The organism is Bartonella sp. W8122 (assembly GCF_016102485.1).
GTDB lineage: Bacteria > Pseudomonadota > Alphaproteobacteria > Rhizobiales > Rhizobiaceae > Bartonella > Bartonella apihabitans.
The window spans coordinates 2,107,303-2,133,246 of record NZ_JACFOO010000001.1 but is presented as its reverse complement, the minus strand read 5'-3'; the positions used below and the strand labels follow the sequence as shown (position 1 = coordinate 2,133,246).

Genomic DNA, 25,944 nt, shown 5'->3' with positions numbered 1-25,944 from the left:
CTCATTCTGACGACGCAAAAGCTCCTGAATTGTCGAAAAGCGATGTCACCATAATGGCAGAGACATCGGAACATGAAAAATTCATCGAAGAGTTGAACAGAGAGGCTTTTGGTCCCGCCCGTTTTACGCGTGCCGCTCATCTTATTCGCGAAAAAGGCGGCCACGACAAAAGTCTTTCTTTTGTTCTTTTATTGGATGGCAATCTTGTCGGTACAGTCCGCATGACGCCGATTGTCGTGGGCAATGCCAATGGCTATCTCCTCGGGCCGATTGTTATATCGCCCAAGACAAAAAGTCTTGGACTTGGAAGCTTGTTAATGCGGCACGCAATAGAGCAGGCAAAAGAAAAGCATGTTTCCTTTATTCTTCTTGTCGGAGATGAACCTTATTATCGCCGTTTCGGATTTTTTAAAGTAGCTTACGGGAAAATAATAATGCCTGCGCCGGTTAATCCGGAACGGCTCTTGGCATTGGAACTGTCCGAGGGAGCAATGGAGGAAGCAAAAGGTCTTGTTCTCAACAAAAATCAGGCAAAAAAGCAAGCTTGATTTAATATTTGAAAAATCGGGGTGGAATGGTTCGGCACCCCGTTGTTTTTCGCTTGATCCCCGACAGGCAATTAACCGATTGCATTCAGCTTACCTGAACAGTCATTTTTTATATGCTTGTGTCGTATTTTCATATGATTGAAGAGAGGCGGGCGACTTCCGGATTTTCAATCATTTTATATTGGACAGGCATTTTATATCGGACAAATTGTCATTGATTTCCGATAAATTATCATTGCCTATTCGATTGAATGAACCAATGCAGGTTTCGAAAAGTTTTTTGACAAATGCCTTTAACTTGCGGTTGTGAGAATTGCATCTCCCAGCATTTCTGTCGAGTTTTTGCCTCCGGCGCAGCAAAGCGTCTGAAACAAGCAAAGAAAAAATACAGTTTAAAAATTTCTTTTATACGGGGGCGAGTGCGCCATTAGGAGCTATCGGGACCTATTGTGGTCTATTGGCGAGGAACATTCTGGTCTCTCTGTTTTCCTGTTATAAGGCCGGACTTTTTCTTCGGAACACCTTTGCCGTGATTTTGCGGTTTTCAAATTTTATCGAGAAACTGCAATCGTTTTCACTTTACCGGATTGGGCAGAGTTACAGAAAATCGGTATCGTAAACAAATTGATCGAACAATCAGGCAATATTTATAAACAATACGATTGATATTTATCAATCAACAAGTAAGCGTCTGACGTGTAAAAACTTATCATAAGGCAAGTCACGGAAGGTCGTTTTTTAATTTAACGACCTTCTCTATACCAAAGGCTCGCGAGTAGAAAGAGTGAAACGACAAGTGCCAGAACACCATTGAAAAGAGGAAGGGCAAATGTGTTGACCAGTCTTGTTTCAGTAGCTTCGTTAAGGACAATGTGGTTCCGGTTTTTGACGCTATCACTGTTTTGCCCTTTTTGAACGTCGATCGAAGGTAGCCCGATTTTATCACCCTGCTTTTGATGCAAGCGGATAATTGCTCCGCCTGTTTTATTGGCAAGCGGGCGAAGTTTCTCATCCGTCGAAATCAATTCCGCATATTCGGGCGAATTGATGGGGCCGATATGTGTGAGAGCTTCCTTATCCCCGTTCGTTACTTTAAAAAGGCCGATTTCGTCGGTATCGAGACTCGCTTCAAAGACACCCGGTTCCTGTTTTTGCAAAGTGACATCGCTTGTTTTCCCTGACGGAAAATGAACAGTGGCAATGTCGGGTTGATCAGCCATGGTCTGGCGGCGAATGGTAAGACGATTACCTTCACCGGAGGCGGTCAATGCTTCTTCTTCAAGCTCCGGTTCTTTCATGAGCCAATGGGCCATGCGGCGATAGAGAGCCGCATAGGGGCCACCACCTTCAAAACCGCGCGCCCATAGCCAGCCTTCGTCAGAAAGCAACATACCAACGCGGCCTTTATCCATATGGGATAACAACATAAGTGGGCGGTTATCAGCGCCATTCATGACGACAGTGCTATTCGAGGTATCCTGAACAGCTATCTGACGGAGCCATTTTCCCCAATTTCCCGCTACCGTTTCCCGCTTTGTATTTTCTTCATCTTTTTCCGTCACATGGGTCAACCCACGGGTCACAGGGTGGCGCATTCCGGCTTTGGTAATTGACGGCGTGAAAGGTTTTTCAATGACCTCACCACTTGGCAAAGCCGGCAGAACACTTATAAGGGGTGTTTCAGCAAGTGTATTTTCACCAGCAAATTCAGGCCCCGTTGCCATCAATAATGCACCACCATTCTTCACATATTGCGCTACATAGTCGTAATAGATCAATGGCAATACATTATAGTGCTGATAGCGATCGAAAATGACGAGATCAAAGTCGTTAATCTTGTTGACGAAAAGATCGGTCGTCGGAAAGACAATCAGTGAAAGCTGGCTGAGCGGTGTATTGTCGGCTTTCTCGGGAGGGCGAAGAATTGTAAAGTGGACAAGGTCGATACCGGGATCGCTTTTCAAAAGGTCACGCCACGTCCGTTCCCCGTTGTGCGGTTCGCCTGATACGAGGAGAACGCGCAAATTTTCACGTATACCCTCGATAATGGTGACAGCAGTGTTATTGACAGCGGTCAACTCCCCATCAAGAGGAGAGGTTGTCACTTCGATAATGTTTTTACCCGCATGGGGAAGGGTGATTTCCGTTTCGATTTCCCGATTTGTCTCTTCGCTCTCATGATAGACAACATGACCGTTGACCTTGAGGTCAACAAGCGCTTTATCGGCAGAAGCGGGTACTTTGCCTTTGTCAGCTATTTCAAACCGTATTTTAAAAGGCTTGTTGGTAATTCCGAAACGTGGCGGATCAACAAATTTTATTTGACGGTCATATTCGTCCGGTTCACCGGTCAGCAATGTATTGACAGGTTTTTCTCCGGCTGTATTGGAAGAGGCCAGATCGACATCATGAACCTGACCGTCTGTCACCAGAATTGTGCCGGCATAACGGGCAGGCGGAACATCGGAAATGGCTTCATTCAAGGGTGTGAATAATTTTGTTTCGCTGCCATTATTCGAATTGGATACGGCTTTGGCATCAATGAAACGGGGTTCGAATTCGGGATGTTTGGAAAGCTCGGTTTTTAATGCGGCTATCGCATCCTGACTGTCTTTTGAACGGGTACCGAAATTCTGGCTCTGGCTTTTGTCTAAAACAATACCGACAATGCTTTTTAGCGGCTCTGTTTGTTCCTCGATCATAACAGGGTTGAGAAGGGCAAGTGACAGGGCTGCCAAAGCACAAGCCCGTAAAGCCGCACCTCTTTTACGCAGAATAAGTGCGGCAGCAACCAACAAAAATGCAAGGCCGATCAAAGTCAGGCTGATTGGCCAGGAAAGAAGAGGTTCGAATGCAAGAGACTGCTTCATCGTGATTTCTCCTGCCCCAAACGTTCAAGAAGTGCCGGTACGTGTACCTGATCGGCTTTGTAATTTCCGGTGAGAATATACATAACAATATTGAGACCACCACGAAAAGCCCAGACCCGTTGCATATCATCATCGGGAACAAGGGGATATTTCCATGAACCTTTGCCATCATGCGCCCATGCACCGGCAAAATCATTGGCGGTGATAAGAATAGAGCTTACACCATCGCCTGCATGGATCGGGCGCTTGTCATTGCCGCCCAGAGCCGATGATAAAATCCACAATGGCGAGCCCCTGTAACGGCCGGGAAAATCGGGCATAATGTAAAATGATCGTGCAATCACATGGTCAGGCGGCACCTCTTCGAGTGCAGGAATATTGAGGCCGGAGAGAATATCGCGCAAGCGCTGGTTATTGGCGGTGGTTTTACCATTCAAATCCATACCCGTTTCAATCTGGTCACGGGTGTCGAAAAGAACAGTCCCGCCTTCACTCATATAAGCGCTGATTTTGTCAATCGCGGCTTTGGAAGGCATCGGCGATTTTGCGTCGATCGGCCAATAGATCCAAGGATAAAAGGCGAGTTCGTCTTGCTCGAGATCAAGTCCCGCGACCGGACCGGGGTCGATTGTGGTGCGGGTCAGCAAAAATTGGCTCAAGGCTTCAAGCCCGTTTTTGCTCGTATCGTCAATATCATCAAGGCCGGTTATTACATAAGCCAAACGGGTTTTCCCTGCCGATTGCACCATTGCGGCGTCATTTGCGGAAAGTTTTTCGCCAAAAGCAGAGTTTGATGTGCCCATTTGCCCGAGAATGAAGGCACCGGTAAAACATAAGCCCAACATTAAAAATGAGGTTTTCCGGAAAAACCGCTTTTGACTGCTGAATAATCCGCCGGAATAAAGCGTGATAAATGTATCAAGTGCAAAAAGCATGATGGCAAATGCCAGAAAAAGCCCGCCCAGATGCTTTTCAACATCGCCCGAATAGTCCATGAGATGAACTTTACCGGAAAAAATTTCGCTATTTAAAGGTGCAAAACTGTCTTCTTTATCAAGGAGATTAACCGCATAAAGATTATTTTTCTGGCCATAAAATCCTGGTGGATGATTAAACGAAGGAAGAGCTTCGGTTTTTTCATTCAAGCTGAGTGGTGCAACTGTCGAAGGAGCAGGAACGAGAGAGCCATCACTATCGATAACCTGCCATGGTTCGCGAACAATATTTTCCTTGCCCTTGGAGAGGAATTGTACATTTTGTGCGAGCTCTCCTGTTTCAACCAGTTTTTGCATCATCTCGACAAAAAAACCTGAAAGCGGCAAGGTTGACCATGTCGGACCGGCCGAGGTGTGGATGAAGACCAACATGCCTTTACCACGTGCCCGCGCAGTAACAAGCGGTGTACCATCAGCAAGGCTTAACCATGTATGATCAAAAAGTTCGGGGCTCGGCTCGGCAAGAATTTGCCGTGAAACAGTGACATCTTCCGGATAGGCAAGATCGGAAAAAATGCCTGTTTTCGGTAAAGGCGCAAGTTTTTGCGGTGTTGCCCAAGACATGACGCCGCCTAATTGGCGTTCCCCGTGACGCAATTTAACCGGTAGAAGTATGTCTTCGTTATCGTTACTGGCAAGATTGGGGCCGGCAAAGCGGATAAGCGTACCACCCTGTTCGACAAAATGGTTGAGTTGTTGCTGTGAAACCTCGGGCATATTGACGACATCATCCAGAATGATCGTCGAAGGATGACCGAAGCTTATCAATGTTTCAATTGCCTGTTCGAATGACTGACCTTTTGTGGTTAAAACATCGGCCCGGCCATAAAGGGCCTTTTCAATATAATAGAAGGGGGAAAGCAGGGGTTCAGCCAATTCGCGCGCAGAAGGCGAAACCAACCCCACCCGATAAATATGATTTCTTGCGTCCGAAAGACATGTGGCTGCAACGTCATGCTGGCCGTTTACTTTGACAGCCGCAATATCATTCTTCATTTGAATGGGTAAATTGAAAGCCGATACGGTAGAGGTTTCCCCGTCTTCGAAACGTGTTTCGGTTTCGGCAATCATCCGTCCCTCACCATCATAGGCTCCCAGAGACAGAATTTTTTCACCGTCTCCTTTGGCACGGATAAGATCAACGGCAAGTGCACCATTATCGTTTTTGGTTGAAGTGATGCCAACAAGATCGGATATATCGCGATCATAAACCAGAATATCGCGATCGGCGAGGTTCATGAGCGGGCTGAAGGCTTCATCATCTTCGACCATTTGCAAGCCGTCGGACAGATAGACAATATCGGCTTTTTCGCCTTTCAGCGCAGCCGCCAGTTTATGAATGACAGAACGGCGATGCGTGGGCAAAGAAAGCGGGCGCATTGTATGAACGAGCTTTTCTGCCTCGTTACTGTTTAATGCACGGATGTCCTGATTGTCATTGTCGGCTGTTGCCGCAATATAGATTGTTTTCTTCGCCTTTTCTGCCTGATTGACGAGATCAAGCGCAATATCAATCCGCTTGTCCCAGTCATGAACCGAAGCCCAGCCATTATCAATGACAAGAGCAAGGGGAGCATTGCCTGACAACACGGTTGTGGCAGGGCGCCAAATCGGGTCAGCCAAAGCGAAAATGACCAGTGCGACCATAAGAAGGCGCAAAAGCAGCAACCACCATGGTGTCCGGTTCGGCGTTTCCTCATGATTGGCAATTTTCAACAAAAGCCGCAAAGGCGGGAAAATTTCACGTGTCGGAGCAGGTGGCGTGACATGCAAAAGCCACCAGATAGCCGGTAGCGCAATCAGAAAAAACAGGAGAAAAGGTGCAGCAAACCCCATAACTCATCCTCTCCTGTAGCCAGACGCCTGACCGACCATTGAGGCAAGTGCCAGTATAACTGTACTCATTTTCTTGTCTGTCGGCGCGATATGGTAGCTTGAACCGGAAATTTTGGCAAAATCCGTAAGGCTTTGGCGGCGTGCTTGATAAAGGCGCAGATAAGCATCGTGAAATGTTTCGGAGCGTCCGGCAAGATAATGTTGACGGGTTTCCGGATCAAAAAATTCCACCCGTCCATGATAGGGAAAACGTTCCTCTGCAGGGTCACAAATTTCAACAAAATGTTGAGTAACATTGGCGCTTGTCAGGGACGCAAATTTTTTGCGGATTTCTTCCGGATCATCAAGAAAATCACTCAATATAATCATATGGGAATGGTGATTTATATCCAGAAAATGACCATATTCATAAGGCTCTTTAAGAGCTCTAAAATTCAAAGCCATTTCTTCGGCGGCATTGCGTGAACTTGTTGGTGCCATAAGCCCCGGTACAGCAACACGCTCTCCCGAACGGGCAAACAAGTCACAAAGTGTGAGCGCCATGAGCATGGCATAGCTATCTTTGGCAATAGGGGAAAACCGCGATTGATAGTGCATGGATGCCGATTGGTCGGGGAGTATCCAGACAGTCTGGGCCGCAGCCCATTCACGATCACGAAGATAGATATGGTCATCGCGAGCAGAGCGGCGCCAATCAATACGCGAAACCGGCTCGCCTTCCACATAGGGACGGAATTGCCAGAAATTGTCGCCGGTTCCGCGTTTGCGACGGCCGTGAAAACCACTGACAAGTGTATTGGCAATATGCCGCGCTTCGACAAGAAGGTCAGGCAATTTGGCCGACTGGATGCGCGCTTTCGCCGCAAGGTCATTCGGTGTTTCTGCAACTATGTCACGAGCAATCGCCATTATCTGTTTTCGCCGTCTCTCTTTTCCGGTTAGTCAATCTTGTCGACAAGATGATTGATGACTTCAAAAATCGTAATCCCGTCTGCTCGGGCTGTGAAGTTTAATGCCATGCGGTGCTGTAAAACGGGAACTGCCAAAGCTTTGACATCATCAACCGAGGGTGCAAGCCGCCCCTGATAGAGAGCACGTGCTCTTGTACATAAGGAGAGCGCTTGCGAAGCACGCGGTCCCGGCCCCCAGGCAATATGTTTTTTGGCATGCTCGTTGTCGGCATCGGGACGGGCAGAGCGCACCAGTTTTAAAATGGCATCGACGACTTTTTCGGAAATCGGCATTTGGCGCACCATTTCCTGAATGGCCTTGAGTTTTTCCCCGTCGAGAACCGGTTTTATGGTTTCTTCCTTATTTCCTGTTGTCTCAATAATAATACGCCGTTCGGTGTCAACATCCGGATAATCGACATTGATTTGCATGAGAAAGCGGTCAAGCTGGGCCTCCGGAAGCGGGTATGTCCCTTCCTGTTCAAGCGGGTTTTGCGTTGCAAGCACATGAAAAGGACTCGGCAAATCATATTCTTCGCCGGCAACAGTGACATGGTATTCCTGCATCGCCTGCAAAAGTGCCGATTGGGTTCTGGGCGAGGCACGGTTGATTTCGTCAGCCATCAGAAGCTGGGTAAAAACCGGTCCTTTGATGTAGCGGAAAGCGCGCTTGCCGTTTTTGTCGGTATCCATAACTTCCGAACCGATAATATCGGACGGCATCAAATCGGGGGTGAACTGGATGCGTTTTTGGTTAAGCCCGAGAACTGTTCCCAATGTTTCGACAAGGCGGGTTTTGGCAAGTCCCGGAACGCCGACAAGCAGTGCATGTCCGCCGGATAGAATGGTGATAATGCTGTTTTCAACCACATTGCTTTGGCCAAAGACAACTTTGTCGATTGTCGTGCGCAAAGTGTCGAACGTTTTTTTGATTGTGTCAAAATCGGCAATAATTTCAGCGGGGTCATTTTTGGCTGCTTTTTCGGGAGCCGATTTACTGGGCGACTTGCGGGTGGATGCGCCGGTTGTTGTTTTTTTGGGCTCGGATGGTTTTTTAGAAGCGCTTCGCATGGCTTTTCCCCAGAACTTTTCTCTTGCATAACCGTTTGGAATTGACGGTGATAAAATTTGTCACCACCTTCATCTCTGAACAATGACTATTTCAAGGCTTGTAACAGAAAAATAACAGAAATGAAGCGTGTAAAGAGTTTCGAGCAACAATTTGCCAAAAAGGTTCTAAAAAATTGAATGCAACAAATGCCCCTTTACTTATCGACGATGTTATAAAGAAGTTTGGCGAGCCAATAAATTTTTCGAAAAATTGTCAGGATTCGCAAGGTTCTTCTTCGCCCCTTTTCAAATCAAGACAAAAAAAAGACCGTCCTTCATGGCAGCGCTCGGCAGTGCTTGTCGGAATTATTGAAGTGTCGGGGTTCCCCAATCTCGTTTTAACGAAGCGAACGGCAAAACTTCATAAACATTCCGGACAGATTGCTTTTCCGGGCGGAAAAAGGGAAACGCATGACAAAAGTGACGAGGAAACAGCAATTCGGGAAGCTTACGAGGAAATAGGACTGAAACCGGATGATTTCACCAAATTGGGAGAGCTGCAATTCCACTATACCGCGACAGGTTTCGAGATTCGACCGGTGGTCGGCCTTATTCATGAAGGCGTAGAATTTACCAAAAACGATAACGAGGTTGATGAAATATTTACCGTTCCGTTATCTTTTGTGCTCGACCCAAAAAATTATGTAATCATTTCAAAGCCGTTTGGCTCGGAAAAACTGAGCTTTTATGCAATTTCCTATAAGAATTATTATATATGGGGGGCAACGGCGGCTATGATTCGTTCGCTCGCAGAAAGGTTATCCCGGTGACTACGCTTAATATCGCTAAAAAAGCCTTGTGGCTTCACGATGAGGGGCTGCAACAACTTCTTCATTGTCTTTCGGAAAATGGCGAGGAAGCGCGTGTTGTGGGCGGTGCTGTGCGCAACCAGCTTTTAGGATATCCGGTGAACGATATTGATATTGCAACAACCTGTTTGCCGGACGAAATCATCAAACGGACAAGCGAAAAAGGCTTCAAAGCGGTGCCAACCGGCTATGAACACGGCACAATCACGGTGGTGGTCAAGGGCCACTCCTATGAGGTGACGGCCCTTCGAGCCGATATCGAACCGGACGGTCGTCGCGCAAAAGTGGTCTTCGGTCGCGATTGGAAAACCGATGCTCAAAGGCGCGATTTCACAATCAATGCCATTTATGCTGATGCCGAGGGAAAAATTTATGATGATGTCAACGGCCTTGACGACATCGAAACCGAGACATTGCGTTTTATCGGTACAGCCGAGGAGCGTATTCGCGAGGATTACTTGCGCATTTTAAGATTTTTTCGTCTTTATGCGTGGGTTGGCAAAGGGCGTCCGGATGCGGAGGCTCTCAAAGCCTGTGTTCGCCTTAAAGACGGACTTTTGCAATTATCGGCCGAACGGATATGGTCGGAAGTTAAAAAAATGCTTTCCGCTCCCGACCCGACGCGGGCGCTTTTGTGGATGCGGCAAGCCGGAATTTTAGGAATTATCCTGCCGGAAACTGAAAAATGGGGGATTGATGCATTCCGTCCGCTTGTTGAAACCGAACATGTTTTGAGGCTTCCGGCCGACCCGTTATTGCGGCTTTTTTCCATTGTTCCGCGTGATGAAGTGCGGTTGAAAAAAATGGCCGAGCGCTTGCGCTTTTCCAAGTTGGAAAAAACGCGGTTGATGGATTTCGCCCGTATGTTCCCGATCAGATATGATTGTTCCGATATCGAAATCAAAAAGCTTGTCTACCATCACGGCAAACAGGCCATTCTCGACGAATTGACATTGGCACTTTCGAAAGCACGGGCCCATGCTTTAAGCAATGACAATGCGCTTGTTGAAGCAAGCCATTATACACGGCTCAGAAAATTGGCCGAGCTTTATGAGGTTCCGGTTTTTCCCTTGACCGGAAAGGATCTTTTTCCACTCGGCATTACCGAGGGGCCGGCAGTCGGTCACAAACTTAAAGCATTGGAAAAACTCTGGGTAGAAAGCGGCTTTTTATTGGACCGGAATGCGCTCCTTGATATGGCAATGGCGTAACCGGCTATTGCGCCCTTGCCACCTGCTTGCTTTCATGCGTAACAGATGACAAGCCGTTTCAAGCTTGTCATTTTCTTAAAACCTTGGCGCCATTCCGGTTTTTATCTTTTAAAACTGTAAAAGCTGTTTTCAGGGCTTTCGCCAAATTAAATGGCTAAAGCCATTTAGTGTTTTTATTTAATTAAATGGCTAAAGCCATTTAGTGTTTTTGTTTGGTTAAATGGCTAAAGCCATTTAACGGTCGGCGGAAGAGAAGAGAGAATACTGTTGATATTTCCGCCGGTTTTGAGTCCGAAAATAGTGCCTCTGTCGTAAATAAGGTTGAATTCAACATAGCGGCCACGCTGGACAAGCTGGGCATTTCTTTGTTTTTCTGTCCATGGCTTATTGAAGTTTTCACGCACAATCGAAGGGTAAACAATGTCGAAAGCGCGGCCAACATCCTGCGTAAAGCTGAAATCGGCTTCCCAACCGCCAGCTTCCTTGCTGCTATGGAGCCAGTCGTAAAATATGCCGCCTACGCCACGCGGTTCTTTGCGGTGTTTCAAATAAAAATAGTCGTCGCACCATCTCTTGAATTTCGGATAATCGGCAACAGTCGGGTGGCGTTCGCAGACATATTGGAACGCCTTATGAAAAGTTTGAGTATCAACATCCGACTGGGTGCGCCGCTCGGCAAGCATCGGTGTCAAATCCGCACCGCCGCCAAACCATTGGCGGGTTGTAACGATCATACGGGTGTTGAAATGGACGGTCGGCACATGCGGGCTTTGCGGATGCACAATAAGCGAAATGCCACTTGCCCAGAAGCGCGGATCATCTTCTGCTCCGGGAATTTCTCGTCTGAATTCCGGTGAAAATTCACCATAAATAGTCGATGTCTGGACAGCCGCTTTTTCAAAAACGCGTCCCTTCATGACCGACATAACACCGCCGCCATTCATGCCGCCGGGTTTTTCCCACGGGGTTCTGACAAATGAACCGGCAGAAAAATTGGAAAATTGCCCTGTCAGTTCCCGTTCCAGTTTTTCAAGTGAATTACAAATTCTATCGCGTAATGATTGGAACCACTCTTCAGCCCGCTTTTTCTTGTCTTCGAGATCGGAAGGCATGTCATCGGGAATGTCTCTATTCGTCATAATCCGTCTTAAATCTGTCAAATCGTTTAGAATAACTCTAGAAAAGAGATAAGGGTTGAAAACAGCTTTGTCCACTCATTATTAGTTAGCCAACTAATTGAATGAGGTCTGTTTGTTGATCTGGCGTAGCGCTTCGCTGACGCCGATGGCGACACTGACCGCAAGGTTGAGAGAACGCGCAATTTTGACCATGGGGATGGTCACTTCAGCGTCGACAGCTTGATGGACATAATCGGGAGCACCTGCTGATTCCCGCCCGAACAAAAGCACATCATTGTCTTCAAAAGAAAAGCCGGTATAGGGCGCATCTGTTTTGGTGGTAAACAGGATAAGACGGCGGTTTTCAGCCTTCTGTTCGGCCAGAAAATGTTGCCAATCAATGTGCCGCTTCAATGTTGCAATTTCGAGATAATCCATGCCCGCGCGTTTCAAATGGCGGTCGGAAAGGTCAAAACCTGCCGGTTCGATAATGTCGACAGGCACACCGAAACAGGCGCCCAAACGCAAAATCGTACCGGTATTTCCGGCAATATCAGGCTGAAAAAGTGCAATACGAACTGTCATGCGTGTTGAATAGGCTTTTGACCCCGCCATTGTAAAGAGGAGGGAAAGCAAGGAAACACATGAAATTCACAATTCTTGGCAAACGTGTTTTTCTCTTCCGGAATGTACTTTTTTGGCAAACATGCTTTTCTGTTCGAATTTTCTGGTCAAATTTTCTGTTCAGGCTACCGAAACACGTAAAGTCTGCCACCGGCTTTTTTGATTTGCCTGTCTTTATAAAGTCCGTCTTTATCAACGTTTTATTTTTCCCTTGATTCATTGTCACAATCTTCATTTGCAATAATGAAAGCCCTGTTTGTTGCGGGAAACGTCTTGTAAGCGGGCATTTTTGACTTATCTTCAAGGAGGCGCAAAAACCGTTTTATTGTCGTCATCAAACCCGCTTGCGGAATTTTCCTGTCAATAAAACTCGGGAGAAGTCGGGAGCAAAAAAGTTTCCCGCTTTGAAAAATCCGCCGGTTTGTGACAAAAAGACGTATAACACTTGAAGCCATGAAACACTTCGCCAATCGGGTCGTTCCAAGGGGCCGGATCGTTCCACAGGTTGTGTGTTCAGGTTTTGTGTTCGGGCAGGGGTCGAACACCATTTTGAGACAGCTAAAATAAAGCAGAAACAAGGAGCTCGACCATGTTTGGATGGTTTGAACGAAGACTGAACGCTTTTCCCGAAAAAGAGCTGAAACGCCCACCGCAAAATCTGTTGGGTTTCTGCCTTTATTATACGGAAGGCGTTTGGCCGTGGTTGATCTTCATGGCAATTTTTACCGCTCTGATTGCGGTGACAGAAGTTTCGCTTTTCGGGTTTCTGGGTAGTATTGTCGACTGGCTCAATGCCAATTCGCGCGCAACATTTTTTGAAACGCAGGGCGTAAAACTTGCACTCATCGGTGTGCTGGTCGTTCTCATCCTGCCATTTTTTGTCACTATGCACAGTATGGTGATGCATCAGACATTGCTTGGCAATTATCCGATGCGGATACGCTGGCTTGTGCATCGTTATCTCCTTGGCCAATCCATGAGCTTTTTCCAGAACGAATTTTCCGGTCGCATATCGGCAAAGGTCATGCAAACAGCTTTGTCTGTGCGCGAAACGGTGATGAAGCTTTTTGATGTTTTAAATTATGTGATTGTCTATTTCCTTGGCACACTGGTGATTGCCGCCTCATCCGACTGGCGGTTGATGGTACCGTTTCTCTTGTGGATTATCAGCTATATCGGGTTACTCAAATATTTTATCCCGAAATTGCGCGATGCTTCCGAAGCGCAAGCCGATGCGCGTTCTCTCATGACAGGGCGGGTTGTTGATTCTTATACCAATATTGCAACCGTCAAACTGTTTTCCCATCATGCAAGGGAGGAAAGCTTCGCACGTGAAGGGTTCGAGCATTTTCAGGGCACGGTTTACAAACAGATGCGGCTCATCTCGAAATTTTCGATCAGCGTTTATGTGTCGAACTGTATTTTATTGTTTGTTGTGGGCGCGCTCGGCATCTGGCTATGGCAAAGGGATGCCATCCTTGTCGGCGCTGTTGCGGTCAGCATCGGCCTTGTCTTGCGGCTTAATGGCATGGCGCAATGGATTATGTGGGAAATGGCCGCACTTTTTGAAAATATCGGCATTGTCGAAGATGGAATGCATTCCATTGCACAGGACAGAATCGTCGAAGACAAGAAAGATGCCAAAAAACTTGTCGTCAAAAAAGGCGACATCCGGTTTCAAAATGTCGGCTTCCACTATGGCAAGGGCAAGGGAATCTTGAAAGATTTCAACCTTCATATCGAGCCGGGGCAAAAGGTCGGCGTCGTCGGGCGCTCTGGCGCCGGTAAATCGACACTTGTCAATCTTCTCTTGCGTTTTCACGATGTCGAAGAGGGCGCTATCCTGATTGACGGGCAAAATATCGCCGATGTCACACAGGAAAGCTTGCGCGCGGCAATCGGCGTGGTGACACAGGATACTTCGCTGTTACACCGTTCGCTTAAAGACAACATTCTCTATGGCCGCCCTGATGCCAGCAATCGTGAATTGCTTGAAGCGGTGCGGGATGCCGAAGCTGCCGATTTTATCGACAGTCTGCGCGACCAGAATGGCAAGACAGGATATGATGCCTTTGTCGGCGAACGGGGCGCGCGCCTTTCCGGTGGCCAGCGCCAGCGCATCGCCATTTCGCGGGTCATGCTCAAAGATGCGCCGATCCTTATTCTCGATGAGGCAACCTCGGCACTCGATTCGGAAGTTGAAGCTGCTATTCAGGAAAATCTCGCCCGCCTGATGGAAGGAAAAACTGTTCTTGCTATTGCCCACCGCTTGTCGACAATTGCGGAGATGGATCGCCTCATCGTTATGGATAAGGGAAAAATTGTCGAAGATGGCACGCATGAAGAATTGCTTTTGAAAAACGGTATCTATGCCCATTTGTGGAACCGGCAGGTTGGCGGCCATCTCGATCTTGATGAAGAGGCTTGAAAAATGAGATCGGCTTTTTCAAAAAGGCTTAAATCACGCTGAAATTAGCCATCCGCAATAAACCTAGCTTTTCGTTGCGGGTGGCAAGAGAGCAGATCTCGCTTTTTGCTTACGGTTTTGTCAATGAAGTTTTGTCAAAACGCATTTAAAATTTACGCTTCTTATGTCGTTTTTTATATGGTATTTTCGGTTGAGCTTATCCGCATGGGCTTTTTGGGGGGAAGCTTACTCCACCTTAAAAAAACCCGCTCTAACAAAACCTTTTCATTGCCGGAAATAGTGAAGAGAGCTGCAAAAGCAATGAAAAACAAGAAAGCCGAAACATGCTGCTTGTTTTTAATGCGTGCTCCATATTTTTAAAAACCCATATTTTTAAAAACTTGTCACTGTTTTTATGGGTGACAAACAACAAGCTGCCGTTATTTGAAACAAATGAAGAAAAGTTCCTCATAATCGTGCAGCAATTGGCCGTGAAAGTTGCAAAAACAGTCTCGTTCCGGTTATCATCATTTTTAAAGCGTGGACAAATTGGTGCTGTGTGTTAAACAACATACGTTTGACCAACAGGCACCAACCTTTTTCCGACAGGTTAAAAACCTTTTACAATGAGCAGCGAAAAGACACGACGCGATTTTCTTTTTCTTGCAACCGGCGTTGCCGGTGCGCTCGGCGTCGGTTCGGTAGCCTGGCCTTTTATCGACCAATTGCGGCCTGATCAAAAGGTTCTGGCAAGTGCCACAATCGAGGTTGATATTTCCGGCATTGAAGAGGGAATGTCGGTTACGGTCAAATGGCGCGGGCAGCCGGTGGTCATTCGCCACCGTACCGAAAAAGAAATTGCCGATGCCCGAAATGTCGACTTGGAAAAGCTCAAGGATAAGGATGCGGCAAATCCCAATCTTGAAGGACACCAACCCGCCACCGATCTTGCCCGCTCGGCCGGTGAGGGGCGCGAACAATGGCTTGTTCTCATCAATATCTGCACACATCTTGGTTGTGTGCCGCTCGGGCAATCGGGTGCTTTTGGCGGCTGGTTCTGTCCCTGTCATGGCTCGGTTTATGACACAGCCGGAAGGGTGCGTTCCGGCCCTGCCAATCGCAATCTTGAAATACCGCCTTACCGTTTTTTGTCTGACAGCCTGTTGCAGATCGGATAGATATGATGACCAAACCTTCATCCTATAATCCGAAATATGCTCTGACACGCTGGCTTGACGCAAGGCTACCGATTTTGCGTTTTCTCTATAATCTTGGTGTATCGTTTCCGGTACCGAGAAATCTCAATTATTTCTATACCTTCGGCGGCATCCTCACGCTGATGCTGGTATCGCAGATTTTGACCGGCATTGTCATGTCGATGCATTATATACCCGATGTGACATTGGCTTTCGATGCGCGCGAACGGTTTATGCGCGACGGCCAGTTCGGTTGGCTCTTCGAACCATGGCATGCTGTCGGCTCGTCATTTTTTTTCATTGCAGCCTATATCCATCTTGCCCGTGGTCTTTATTATGGTTCACACAAGCGACCGCGCGAACTCATCTGGATAATCGGTGTGCTGATCTATCTGGTGATGATGGCAACCGCATTTCTGGGCTATACACTCGTCTGGGGCATGATGTCGACATCGGCAGCTTCGGTCATTTCCGGCCTTTTCAAGGCTATTCCGGTTATCGGCCCATGGCTTCACGAAACATTATTGGGCGGTTTCAATGTCGGCCAGCCGACACTCAACCGCTTTTATTCTCTGCATTATCTTTTTCCTTTCATTCTGGTTTTCCTTGTAGGTCTGCATATCTGGGCTGTCCACCATGTCGGACAGAACAACCCGACAGGTGTGGAAGTGCAGTCTCCGTCGGAAACGGTACCTTTTACACCCTATGCGACGATCAAAGATATTTTTGCAATCAGCGTGTTTCTGATTTTCTTTGCGTGGTTTTTGTTCTTTATGCCCGATTATATGGGACACCCCGATAATTATATCGCCGGTGACACCATGACCACCTCACCGCATATTGTGCCGGAATGGTATTTTCTGCCCTTTTATGCGATGCTGCGCGCAATTACATTCGATTTCGGGCCGATCAGCTCGACATTCGGCGGTGTGCTAGTATTGATGGCGGCGGTGTTGATCTGGTTATTCGTGCCATGGCTTGACCGCTCGAAAGTGCGTTCTGCGCGCTATCGTCCCGCTTTCAAACTGTTTTATTGGCTCTTCATTGTCGATGTGGTGGCGCTTGGTACCTTGGGGGCAGCACCCATTACAGAAAGTAGCGTATTCTGGTCGCAAATTGCCACACTTTATTATTTTGTATTTTTCCTTGTCATCATGCCGTTCTTGCCGAAGTTTGAAAAAACTTTGCCTGTTCCTTCTTCCATTAGCGAAGATCTCGCAAAAAAAGAAGCAAAGGCCAAAGGGGGGTGGCGGCTATGGTAAGAATACTCACTCTCCTTTGGCTTGGTGTTTTAGCCGTTGTCCTTGTGCCTCTTGCTGTTTTTGCTGAAGAGGGTGGAGAGGCGCATTACCCGTTGAAGCTTCCCGAAAAACAGAGCTGGAGCTTTTCCGGCCCCTTTGGCACTTACGATCTTCAGCAATTGCAGCGCGGCCTCAAGGTTTATAAAGAGATTTGCTCGACCTGCCATTCCTTGAAATATGTTTCTTTTCGCGATCTCAAGGCACTTGGCTATAGTGACGAACAAATAAAAGCTTTTGCCAAAACCTATGACATTCAGGACGGGCCGAACAGTGAAGGGGAAATGTTTGTTCGAAAAGGTTTGCCGACCGATTATTTTCCTTCACCATTTCCAAATGTCGAGGCGGCAAAATTTGCCAATAATGGTGCCAATCCGGGCGACCTTTCGCTCATGGCCAAAGCCCGTGCAGTGTCTTCGCCGTTTCCGGCCCTCATTGCCGATATTCTTACCAACTATAACGAAGCAGGACCTGATTATATCACGGCACTTCTCACCGGTTATAGCGACCCGCCGGAGGGAGCAGAAGTTGCGGAAAATAATTGGTATAACCCTTATTTCAATTCGGGAAATGCGCTTGCCATGCCGCCCCCTTTAAGTGATGGCATGGTGGCGTATAATGATGGTACAGAAGAAACAACTGAAAATTACGCCCGTGACGTATCGGCCTTTTTGATGTGGACTGCCGATCCGCATATGGAAACACGCAAGAAGACCGGTTTTCGTGTCATCTTGTTCTTGATAGTTTTTGCCGGCCTGACCTATGCCGTGAAAAGACGCATATGGAATGAATTGGATTGAAAATTGATGACAAATGAAACTCTTGAAGAAACACTGAAAAAAGCGATCCGCACGATCTCGGACTATCCGAAACCGGGGGTGAAATTCCGCGATATTACAACGTTGATGGGCAATGCCGGTGCTTTCCGGCGCACCATTGACGCGCTGGTTTACCCCTATATAGGACTTAAAGTCGATAAAATTGCCGGTGTGGAAGCCCGCGGTTTCATTCTGGGCGGGGCTGTTGCCCACCAGCTTTCGGCAGGCTTCGTGCCCATCAGGAAAAAAGGCAAATTACCTTATGATACGGTGCGCATTGCCTATAGCCTTGAATATGGCATTGATGAAATGGAAATGCACCGCGATGCGGTGAAACCGGGTGAACGCGTGGTTCTGGTGGATGATCTTATCGCCACCGGCGGAACAGCCATTGCCGCAGCCGAGCTGTTGCACCAGATTGATGCGGAAATCGTTGCTGCCTGTTTTGTCATCAATCTGCCCGACCATGGTGGCGCCGACAAGCTTCGCCAATTGGGGGTTGATGTCCATACACTCGTTTCTTATGAAGGCGATTGAAGCTTGAAGCCTTGAATAGGTGGTTCTCTTTTAAAATGTAGCAGCGCGTTTAAAAGTAACCAAAGATGTTTTCAACGAAAGCTGTTTTTCGTTTCAATCTTTTCAGGCAAATTGTTGTTGATAGAGCAGGCGTTTTTTAAAACGCCTGATTGGTTTTGATTTTCTTTCTTCCCAACCGGTTTTGAATTTCTATTCGTGGGTGGCTAACGGCCGGTCACCAACAGAACAATCAAATCCAATAGAGCAATCAAATAATGCCGGTTTTTCATTCCCTCCGCACATTCAATATGTTTTTGGCTTCGCTTTGAAGCTTTTTTGTAATGTTTACCGGTGGGATTTAAAAAAATCAAACGGTGAGAGAACCGGACGTTTCAAGCCGGACGGTCTTAAAAAGAGATAACGTTCAAAACAGAAAACGTTTGCGGAGCTTGTTTTTTTAAAACACAAATTATCCAAAGATACGGATTATCCAAAGATACGGAAAAATAAATCAAGAAAAAGACTAAAACTTAATTTGAGTAGAACATTATTATAAATCCATAAAATATACTTGAAGATACAATGAAATACTCATTAAAAGAATTATTATAATGAAAAATAAATCGAAAAATTAAATAAAAATTGGAACCATTCGAATTTTTATACGTTTTGCCTAAGTAATTAACATTATTATGAGGCGTATTAAATGAAAAGACTGGCACTTATCACTGTTTTGGCAGCAACACTCGCTGGAACTGCATTTGCACAATCTCCAAAAATTACAATCGAAGCACCAAAAGAACCGGCTTCGGAAGTCAAGCTGCCGAATGGTGATGTCGTTGTTCGTTATGTCACACCGACCGAAACAGATTTTATTGCTTCGAGCTTGATTGATACAAAAGTATTGAACAAGCAGGATCAGGCAATCGGCCAGATCAAGGACATTATCATTCGCCAGAATAATGTAGCGGGCATTGTTGTGGGCGTCGGCGGTTTTCTTGGTGTTGGCGAGCGTTATGTGGTTGTTGACCCGACAAGCATTTACATGCGCCACGAGAACGGAGCATGGAAGGTTGTCGTGAACGTTACCAAAGAGAGCCTGATGGCTGCTCCTGAATTCAAATATGAAGAGCATAAGAAGCTCTGATTACAAATAACAGTTCGATAGGCGAGAACGCTATCTTCATCGAAAGGTTATTTTTCTATCGAAAGCCTATGGTTTTCTATAGAATCTATTTGAAAAAAGCCGTCCGGAATTTTTCCGGACGGCTTTTATATTATCAGTTTTCGAGATCCTCCCGAAAATATTAAAACCGGTTTGTTTATCAAAAAACGGCCGGAAAATGAGCAAAACCGGTGCGATAGGTTGTAAGGAGATCAGGAATTATGCTTGAAAAGCATGACATCGCCATCTTCAACAACATAATCCTTGCCTTCGTCGCGCGCTTTGCCCGCTTCTTTTGCCGCAACTTCACCACCAAGATCGACATAATCCTGATAGGCAATTGTTTGGGCACGGATAAAACCGCGTTCAAAATCGGAATGGATAACGCCTGCCGCCTGCGGGGCTTTGGTACCGCGCTTGATGGTCCAGGCGCGCGTTTCTTTCGGGCCGCAGGTAAAATAGGTAATGAGGTCAAGCAGGTGATAGCCCGCGCGAATCAAACGGTCGAGCCCCGGCTCATGAAGCCCGAGCTCCTCAAGATATTCTTTGGCTTCCGCTTCCGGCAATTGCGCAACTTCCGCCTCGATTTCGGCTGAAATAATAACGCTTTCGGCACCTTGTTCAGCAGCCATTTTTTCGACTGCTTTTGAAAAATCATTGCCGGTTGCCGCATCGCTTTCGGCAACATTGCAAACGTAAAGCACAGGCTTCGAGGTCAACAAATTAAAGGAATCGAGAATTTGCCGATCATCGGCGGAAATATCTTTGATGAGGAGGCGTACCGGCTTGCCATTTTGTAAAAGCTTCAAAGCTTCTTCCATCATGGGAAGAACAGTCAAAGCTTCCTTGTCTTTGCCGGTTGCGCGTTTTCTCATTTGCACAATGCGCCGCTCGAGACTTTCAAGATCGGACAGCATCAATTCTGTTTCAACAGTCGCAGCGTCTGACACCGGATCAATCCGGCCTTCGACATGGGTGATATCGTCATCAATAAAACAACGCAGCACATGGACAATGGCATCGACTTCGCGAATATTGGCCAAAAACTGGTTTCCCAATCCTTCGCCTTTCGAAGCACCACGAACAAGACCGGCAATATCGACAAAGCTGATGCGTGTGGGGATGATTTCTTTCGAACCGGCAATGGCAGCAAGCTTTTTTAACCGCGGATCAGGGACAGCAACTTCACCGGTATTCGGTTCGATTGTACAAAACGGATAATTGGCAGCCTGAGCCGCCGCAGTTTTTGTCAAAGCGTTAAAGAGTGTGGATTTGCCCACATTGGGTAATCCGACAATACCACATTTAAAACCCATGGAAATTCTCTCAATCCTAATCCGGTAAGCTTGTCAATATGACTGGTTCTATAGCACGTTTTTTAACAGAAACCAGTTAAAGAGCCAATTTTGATGCGAAAAAGATACAGTTGTTCCGATTTTTATCTTCATTCTCGTTTTTGCCAAAAACTTGCCTATTTTAACGATTGGCTAAGCTTTCAGTGTTAGCAACAATCCGATATTTTGTATGGAGTTATCATGAGGCACCTGTCTCGGCGTACATTCATCATTGCCGCACCTTTGGCGCTCGCCGCCTGCGTAAGCAATCAACCACAAGTAGAACAGTCATGGCCGGTTCCGGCCGATATCAAAGCGCTTTATGGTCCGGTGATGAACGAACCTTATCCGCTTCCGGCTGTCGATATGAGCAAGATCAACCCGAAATACTGGCGTCAGGAAGTGGCGTTCAACGGTCCTTATCACCCCGGTACTCTGGTTGTCGACACGCAAGCACGTTTTCTCTATCTCGTTCAGGAAAACGGTCGCGCGCTACGCTACGGCGTTGGCGTCGGCAAAGCCGGTCTGGCGCTTGAAGGGGAAGCTATCGTACAATATAAACGCATGTGGCCGATATGGCATCCGACACAGGATATGATGGAGCGCGAACCCGACCGTTACGGACATCTGGGTGATGGTATGCCGGCAGGACCGGATAATCCGCTGGGTGCACGCGCACTTTACCTTTTCAAGGATGGGCGAGACACATTGTTCCGGATTCATGGCTCCCATGAAGAATGGTCAATCGGTAAGGCGGTGTCGAGCGGGTGCATACGCTTGCTCAATCAGGATATCATCGACCTTTACGGCCGTGTTCCCGAAGGAACCCATGTTATCGTTCTACAACACAACGAGCAGGGGCTTTCCTGATCATCTCAAACAAAAGATAACCCGTCGGCTGATATAAAAGTTTTTCTTGTCTGAAACGGGTTTGATTTTGATAATCAAAACTGTCGTCGCTATCCCGTTGCGGCTTTATTAAGCTCGTTCACGATAGCTCCTAAACGCCGATAGGGCGCGGTTTCAGATAGGCCAAGAGTTTGAAAAGCAATGCTTCGGGGTTTTTCTGATAATAGCTGGAACGCGTTATTTGCCAGAAAGCCCGCATTTTAAAATTGGGGTATAGCGATTTATCAGAGTCGTTAAGTCATATCACTTTCGCCTCTTATCGACTTGGTTACAGGCGTTTTGCGGTGATATTGTGAAGGCACTGTTCAAAAATTTGTTTTTTGCGGCTTATTATTTTTGTAACCTATTATTTTCTGCGAATTAAACAAAAGGGATTGTCTATTGCCTTGGTTAGCTCGCTTTTTGCCTCTTTTCTTAAAAATGGCAGAAAAAGTAAATTCCAGCGGGCTTTCATGTCCAATTTCCGGCTTCTGTCATGTCAAAGCGTTAGTCGGTGATTGATGAATCATCGTGACTGCCAACATAACTCGCCGTATCAAAATAGAAATTGGAACGGGTAAAGCCCCGACAAGTCAAGGCCCGACAATTTAAGGATTTTGAAAGTCAAAAACCTGGCGCAATACATTATTCTATTTTCCGCCAAGTTAAGAAAAATTCCATTGTCAGCGTTGGTAGGTGAAGATTACCGTGAGGCCGGATATAATCTTTTCGTGTTTGCGGGCTATCCGCTTCGACCGTGTCACGGGGCTTAGTTTTTGGATAAAGCCAAGCCGCACGATTTTATCGCAGCGATTCCCTTTATAAAAAGCAAAGCGGGTTTTTTACTCGTTATTTTTGAAAAGCTTTTTCAACATGTCGGCCATCGGTCCGGTGGCTGGAAGTTCTTTTGCTTGGGCGGGGCGAGCCTGTCTGATGTGGCTTTGCTTTTTGGGCTTGTCGCCACCGGTTTTATGGTCGCTTTCGGTCTCTTTCTCATGTGCCAGTGAAATCCGGTTCATGAACAGGCTGTCTTTACCATTAATAAGCAAGCCGAGATTGTCGGCCAATAATTGAAGAAGAGGATCAAGCCATTCATGATCGGCTTTGGAAAAATTGCCGAGCACATGGTTTGTTACTTGTTCCTTTGATGGGGGATGGCCGATGCCGATACGGATGCGGCGATAATTGTTTCCACAATGGGCGTCAATGGATTTGATGCCGTTATGGCCGCCGCTCGAGCCGCCGGTTTTGACCCGCAATTTTCCGGGGACAAGATCAAGCTCGTCATGAATGACAATGATGTTTTCCGGTTGCAGCTTGTAAAAGCGCATCGCTTCGCCAACAGCCTGACCGGAAAGATTCATATAGGTTTGAGGTTTAAGAAGAAGGACTTTTTCACCTTCTATCGTTCCGCTGGAAATAAGTGCGTTAAACTTTTTATTCCACGATGAGAACTTGTATTTGCGATTGATCTCATCAACCGCCATGAAACCGATATTGTGGCGGTTATCCTGATATTCGAAACCGGGATTGCCGAGACCGGCAATGAGCAACATGGATAAACCTCACTTGGAAAGAAAAGGCGGAAAAATTTTTCCCGCCTTTTTTAAAAAAATTATTCAGCTTTTTCTTCAGTTGTCTCAGCAGGTGTTTCCTCTGTTGCTGCTGTGGCTTCATCAGTTGCCGGTGTTTCATCTTCAACAGGCAATGCAACAGGAGCTGCAATGGTTGCAATGGTGAAATCGCGGTCCTTGATGAGCGGCGTAACGCCTTCCGGCAATTTGATGTCGGAAATGTGGACGGAATCACCAACTTCCAAACCGGTAAGGTCAACCTTGATAGCTTCCGGAATATGGTGAGCCGGAACAGCAAGTTCGACTTCGTGGCGAACAATGTTCAAAACGCCGCCGGTCTTGATACCAGGAGCTTCTTCTTCATTGAGGAAGTGGACAGGAACATTGACGTGAACAACCGATTTTTCTGTAACACGCAAGAAATCGACATGCATCGGGAAGTCACGTACCGGATCAAGCTGGTAATCGGTTGGCAAAACTTCAATCTTCTCGTTGCCGACTTCAATCGAGGCAATAGTTGTGAAGAATGCACCACCGTGAATCTTGTAAAAAATGTCCTTATAGGGAAGGGCAATGGAAAGTGCAGGCTTTTTATCGCCGTAAATAACTGCTGGAACAAGACCGTTGCGGCGAAGGTGACGAGAGGACCCCTTACCAACCCGTTCGCGTGCTTCGGCCTTGAGTGTATAAACTTTGCTCATGGCTTAAGTCCTTTTCAAAAATTGGAGATCCATGCGGGGAATGTTCAACAGCTCCGGACATGAATATGGAATAAGGGCAAAGACTGTCCCCGTTCCATTCCACGCTGCCTCCAAGGGTGTCGACGTGGATTGGGATGCTATAATGGAAAGATTGCGAGCTTGCAAGAGTTGTGGGAAAAAATGACGTTTTTTTCACCTTTTGACAAGGAAATGCTAAAAGGAATCATGGAAAAAGAATCAACCATATTTTTATTTTACTATTCTCGGAGCCTTTTCACGGTTCGGCAATTGATGGCTTGGCAATGACTGTCGACATCAATCTTGGAACTATTTTTGAACGTGGTGCCTTGACCGGCTCGAAAGTGGCGAGCCTTGATCTTGAAGAATTATTGGCAACGCGTTTGCTGGTGCAAGGCAATTCCGGTTCGGGAAAATCGCATTTGTTGCGCAGGCTGCTTGAACAAAGCGCCCATTGGGTGCAGCAATGTGTGATTGATCCGGAAGGGGATTTTGTTACGCTTGCCGACAAATTCGGCCATGTGGTTGTCGAAGCACAACGCACCGAAGTCGAATTGACACGTATTGCCGCGCGTGTGCGCCAGCATCGTGTTTCTGCTATTTTGAACCTTGAAGGGCTTGATACCGAACAACAAATGCGTGCCGCAGCCGCCTTTCTGGGCGGTCTTTTTGATGCCGAGCGCGATTATTGGTATCCGCTTCTGGTGGTGGTGGACGAAGCACAATTATTTGCTCCCGCTGCCGCAGGCGATGTTTCCGACGAAGCGCGCAAGCTTTCGCTTGGAGCCATGACCAATCTCATGTGTCGTGGTAGAAAACGTGGACTTGCCGGTGTGATTGCCACCCAGCGTCTTGCGAAACTTGCAAAAAATGTTGCCGCCGAAGCTTCGAACTTCTTAATGGGGCGCACATTTCTTGATATTGATATGGCGCGTGCTGCCGATCTTTTAGGCATGGAGCGCCGTCAGGCGGAAATGTTCCGCGATCTTGAACGCGGGCATTTTGTAGCGCTCGGTCCGGCTTTGTCGCGCCGCCCGCTTCATGTGGTCATTGGCCCCGTGGAAACAGCTGCCCGTTCGACAAGCCCCAAACTTCTTCCTTTGCCAGAAGCGCCAGTCGATGCGGAAGACCTGATCTTCACACCATCGCCTGAAGAAATGATTATGCCGATAAGGCGCGCCGCACCTCCGCCACCGCCCAAACCGACCAATGAAATATTGGAAGAGCTGGTGCGCCAGAAGCAGGAAGAACCACAAGAAGCTCAAAGCCTCTTTCCTGAAATTGACGAACAGGAACGCGAAGCCGAACTTGATGCGGTATTACGCGAAATTGTTGATGATAAAGATGCTTCTTTCCGTTCGGTTGCAGTGCTTTATCAGGATTTTCTGGTGCGCTGCCGCATTCACCGTGTTCCGGGAGAACCGCTTGATCTTGCCCAGTTCAGGCGCAAACTTGCACTAGCACAAGCCGCTATTGACGAGGAAACAGCTTCAAGCGAAACGTGGCAAAAAGCTTTAGCGCTTTCCGAAACTTTGACCGATGATATTCAAGGTGTGTTTTTGAATGTCGCCGAAGCTGCCGTGAGTGGCAAACCATGCCCTTCCGATGCAACGCTTGCCCGCCTTTATGGTACGCATTCTATGAGTCGCGCACGTCACCTTCTAACCTATTTTGAAGAACGCGGGCTTCTGGTGGTAAGAACCGATTTCGGCGGCAAACGCATTGCCGCTTTTCCCGATCTCGGCCTCGAGACATTGCCGGGCGACCCCGATGCACCGGACGATTTTCAGAACAAAAGGGATGCAGCCGAATAAAAGCGCATTTGCCCAAAAAGTGACGAAAGATCTACGTTCACATGGAAAGATCGAGTTTCATAAAAAACTTATGACCGACAAAACATCCGGTTCAGCAGCAGCTCCGGTTCGATAAAAGCTTCGATTACATAATAAAAGACCGCA

Annotated in this window: 20 protein-coding genes; 11 read left to right on the top strand and 9 right to left on the bottom strand. The window is 47.1% G+C overall.

Annotation, left to right across the window (positions count from 1 at the left end; all coding sequences use genetic code 11):
- The first annotated feature begins 29 nt into the window (after window positions 1–29).
- Window positions 30–548 (top strand): GNAT family N-acetyltransferase, encoded by a 519-nt coding sequence (locus H3S83_RS09295; RefSeq protein ID WP_370541371.1) that lies wholly within the window; start codon window positions 30–32, stop codon window positions 546–548.
- Between the two features lie 743 nt (window positions 549–1,291).
- On the opposite strand, the gene H3S83_RS09290 is transcribed toward H3S83_RS09295, so the two are convergent.
- The 4 genes from H3S83_RS09290 to H3S83_RS09275 are packed head-to-tail and all read right to left on the bottom strand — an operon-like array spanning window position 1,292 to window position 8,270.
- Entirely contained in the window at window positions 1,292–3,418 is a 2,127-nt protein-coding gene (locus H3S83_RS09290; RefSeq protein WP_198239499.1) for a glutamine amidotransferase, read from the bottom strand.
- The gene (locus H3S83_RS09285; protein WP_198239498.1) at window positions 3,415–6,249 is read right to left on the bottom strand and encodes a DUF4159 domain-containing protein; all 2,835 of its coding nucleotides are present in this window, start codon (window positions 6,247–6,249) and stop codon (window positions 3,415–3,417) included. Before H3S83_RS09285 ends, H3S83_RS09290 begins: the two co-directional genes overlap by 4 nt.
- A 3-nt stretch (window positions 6,250–6,252) precedes the next feature.
- On the bottom strand, window positions 6,253–7,158 hold the full coding sequence (locus H3S83_RS09280; protein ID WP_198239497.1) for a DUF58 domain-containing protein: 906 nt from the start codon (window positions 7,156–7,158) through the stop codon (window positions 6,253–6,255).
- Window positions 7,159–7,187: 29 nt separating this feature from the next.
- Window positions 7,188–8,270, bottom strand: coding sequence for a MoxR family ATPase (locus tag H3S83_RS09275; protein WP_198239496.1), 1,083 nt, complete (start codon window positions 8,268–8,270; stop codon window positions 7,188–7,190).
- A gap of 173 nt (window positions 8,271–8,443) precedes the next feature.
- Between H3S83_RS09275 and H3S83_RS09270 the strand changes: the two genes are divergently transcribed.
- A complete protein-coding gene (locus H3S83_RS09270; RefSeq protein ID WP_198239495.1) occupies window positions 8,444–9,079 on the top strand; it encodes a CoA pyrophosphatase in 636 nt (211 codons plus the stop codon).
- Window positions 9,076–10,329: a CCA tRNA nucleotidyltransferase gene (locus tag H3S83_RS09265; RefSeq protein ID WP_370541347.1), complete on the top strand. Its 1,254-nt coding sequence runs from the start codon at window positions 9,076–9,078 to the stop codon at window positions 10,327–10,329. Before H3S83_RS09270 ends, H3S83_RS09265 begins: the two co-directional genes overlap by 4 nt.
- Window positions 10,330–10,553: 224 nt before the next feature.
- Here the strand turns inward: H3S83_RS09265 and hemF are convergent, their stop codons facing one another.
- Together hemF and H3S83_RS09255 are read right to left on the bottom strand one after the other, a co-directional pair.
- Window positions 10,554–11,468, bottom strand: coding sequence for an oxygen-dependent coproporphyrinogen oxidase (gene hemF / locus H3S83_RS09260; RefSeq protein WP_077973600.1), 915 nt, complete (start codon window positions 11,466–11,468; stop codon window positions 10,554–10,556).
- Between the two features lie 93 nt (window positions 11,469–11,561).
- Window positions 11,562–12,032 (bottom strand): tRNA (cytidine(34)-2'-O)-methyltransferase, encoded by a 471-nt coding sequence (locus H3S83_RS09255; RefSeq protein WP_198239705.1) that lies wholly within the window; start codon window positions 12,030–12,032, stop codon window positions 11,562–11,564.
- 628 nt (window positions 12,033–12,660) lie between these two features.
- Here H3S83_RS09255 and H3S83_RS09250 point away from each other — a divergent pair.
- The 6 genes from H3S83_RS09250 (at window position 12,661) to H3S83_RS09225 (ending at window position 19,453) form a co-directional block, all read left to right on the top strand.
- Complete coding sequence (locus H3S83_RS09250; protein WP_198239493.1) at window positions 12,661–14,499, top strand: ABC transporter ATP-binding protein; 1,839 nt, start codon at window positions 12,661–12,663, stop codon at window positions 14,497–14,499.
- 605 nt (window positions 14,500–15,104) lie between these two features.
- Window positions 15,105–15,656, top strand: a complete 552-nt coding sequence (petA, locus tag H3S83_RS09245; RefSeq protein ID WP_198239492.1) for a ubiquinol-cytochrome c reductase iron-sulfur subunit — start codon at window positions 15,105–15,107, stop codon at window positions 15,654–15,656.
- A 5-nt stretch (window positions 15,657–15,661) separates the two neighbouring features.
- A complete protein-coding gene (locus tag H3S83_RS09240; protein WP_198239704.1) occupies window positions 15,662–16,936 on the top strand; it encodes a cytochrome bc complex cytochrome b subunit in 1,275 nt (424 codons plus the stop codon).
- On the top strand, window positions 16,930–17,772 hold the full coding sequence (locus tag H3S83_RS09235; protein WP_198239491.1) for a cytochrome c1: 843 nt from the start codon (window positions 16,930–16,932) through the stop codon (window positions 17,770–17,772). The genes H3S83_RS09240 and H3S83_RS09235 overlap by 7 nt, the downstream gene beginning before the upstream one ends.
- Before the next feature lie 6 nt (window positions 17,773–17,778).
- Complete coding sequence (locus tag H3S83_RS09230; protein WP_075868915.1) at window positions 17,779–18,327, top strand: adenine phosphoribosyltransferase; 549 nt, start codon at window positions 17,779–17,781, stop codon at window positions 18,325–18,327.
- 685 nt (window positions 18,328–19,012) lie between these two features.
- On the top strand, window positions 19,013–19,453 hold the full coding sequence (locus tag H3S83_RS09225) for a PRC-barrel domain-containing protein (RefSeq protein WP_075868913.1): 441 nt from the start codon (window positions 19,013–19,015) through the stop codon (window positions 19,451–19,453).
- A gap of 230 nt (window positions 19,454–19,683) precedes the next feature.
- On the opposite strand, the gene ychF is transcribed toward H3S83_RS09225, so the two are convergent.
- Window positions 19,684–20,787, bottom strand: coding sequence for a redox-regulated ATPase YchF (gene ychF / locus H3S83_RS09220; protein WP_198239490.1), 1,104 nt, complete (start codon window positions 20,785–20,787; stop codon window positions 19,684–19,686).
- A gap of 219 nt (window positions 20,788–21,006) precedes the next feature.
- Here ychF and H3S83_RS09215 point away from each other — a divergent pair, with 219 nt between their 5' ends.
- Complete coding sequence (locus H3S83_RS09215; protein WP_077972163.1) at window positions 21,007–21,675, top strand: L,D-transpeptidase; 669 nt, start codon at window positions 21,007–21,009, stop codon at window positions 21,673–21,675.
- Window positions 21,676–22,535: 860 nt separating this feature from the next.
- Here H3S83_RS09215 and pth read toward each other — a convergent pair.
- Both pth and H3S83_RS09205 read right to left on the bottom strand, forming a co-directional pair.
- Complete coding sequence (gene pth / locus H3S83_RS09210; protein WP_198239489.1) at window positions 22,536–23,249, bottom strand: aminoacyl-tRNA hydrolase; 714 nt, start codon at window positions 23,247–23,249, stop codon at window positions 22,536–22,538.
- 59 nt (window positions 23,250–23,308) lie between these two features.
- Window positions 23,309–23,968: a 50S ribosomal protein L25/general stress protein Ctc gene (locus H3S83_RS09205; RefSeq protein ID WP_077972154.1), complete on the bottom strand. Its 660-nt coding sequence runs from the start codon at window positions 23,966–23,968 to the stop codon at window positions 23,309–23,311.
- A gap of 302 nt (window positions 23,969–24,270) precedes the next feature.
- Here H3S83_RS09205 and H3S83_RS09200 point away from each other — a divergent pair, with 302 nt between their 5' ends.
- Window positions 24,271–25,800, top strand: a complete 1,530-nt coding sequence (locus H3S83_RS09200; protein WP_077972153.1) for an ATP-binding protein — start codon at window positions 24,271–24,273, stop codon at window positions 25,798–25,800.
- Window positions 25,801–25,944: the final 144 nt, after the last annotated feature.